The organism is Hwanghaeella sp. LZ110 (genome assembly GCF_048892525.1).
Classification (GTDB): domain Bacteria; phylum Pseudomonadota; class Alphaproteobacteria; order UBA8366; family Aestuariispiraceae; genus Pacificispira.
Genome location: NZ_JBLZHT010000066.1, coordinates 1 through 298, shown reverse-complemented (window position 1 = coordinate 298; position 298 = coordinate 1). Strand labels below are relative to the sequence as shown.

The 298-nt window shown below is 47.0% G+C and carries 1 protein-coding gene; it reads left to right on the top strand.

Going from position 1 to position 298, the window contains the following annotated elements; translation table 11 throughout:
* Window positions 1-235 (top strand): hypothetical protein (locus ACOSDM_RS20230; RefSeq protein ID WP_420726338.1); only part of this gene is annotated, 235 nt, incomplete at its 5' end.
* Window positions 236-298: the final 63 nt, after the last annotated feature.

The following is a 298-nucleotide window of genomic DNA, read 5'->3' as shown; positions in this document are numbered from 1 at the left end:
AGAGAACATCGCCGATCTCTTTCTTACAAAATCAATCACAGCATGTCTCAAACGCAAAACCCAAAAACATGAACTTACACCCACATTATACAGCTCCGTTCAGACACATCCGCCGGTCCATGACACATCGTCTTGCGACGACAAGCCTTTCGACCAACCGATCTATCTGTTCGAAGCCAGTGCAGATGCATTCCTGCTTTTAGCTTCAAAACACCCTCTTCACCATGTCAAATAACCAACTTCCAGACACATCCAGATCCCAAAGGATCCAGTCTGAGCCCGAACTCGTGCTCTTCTC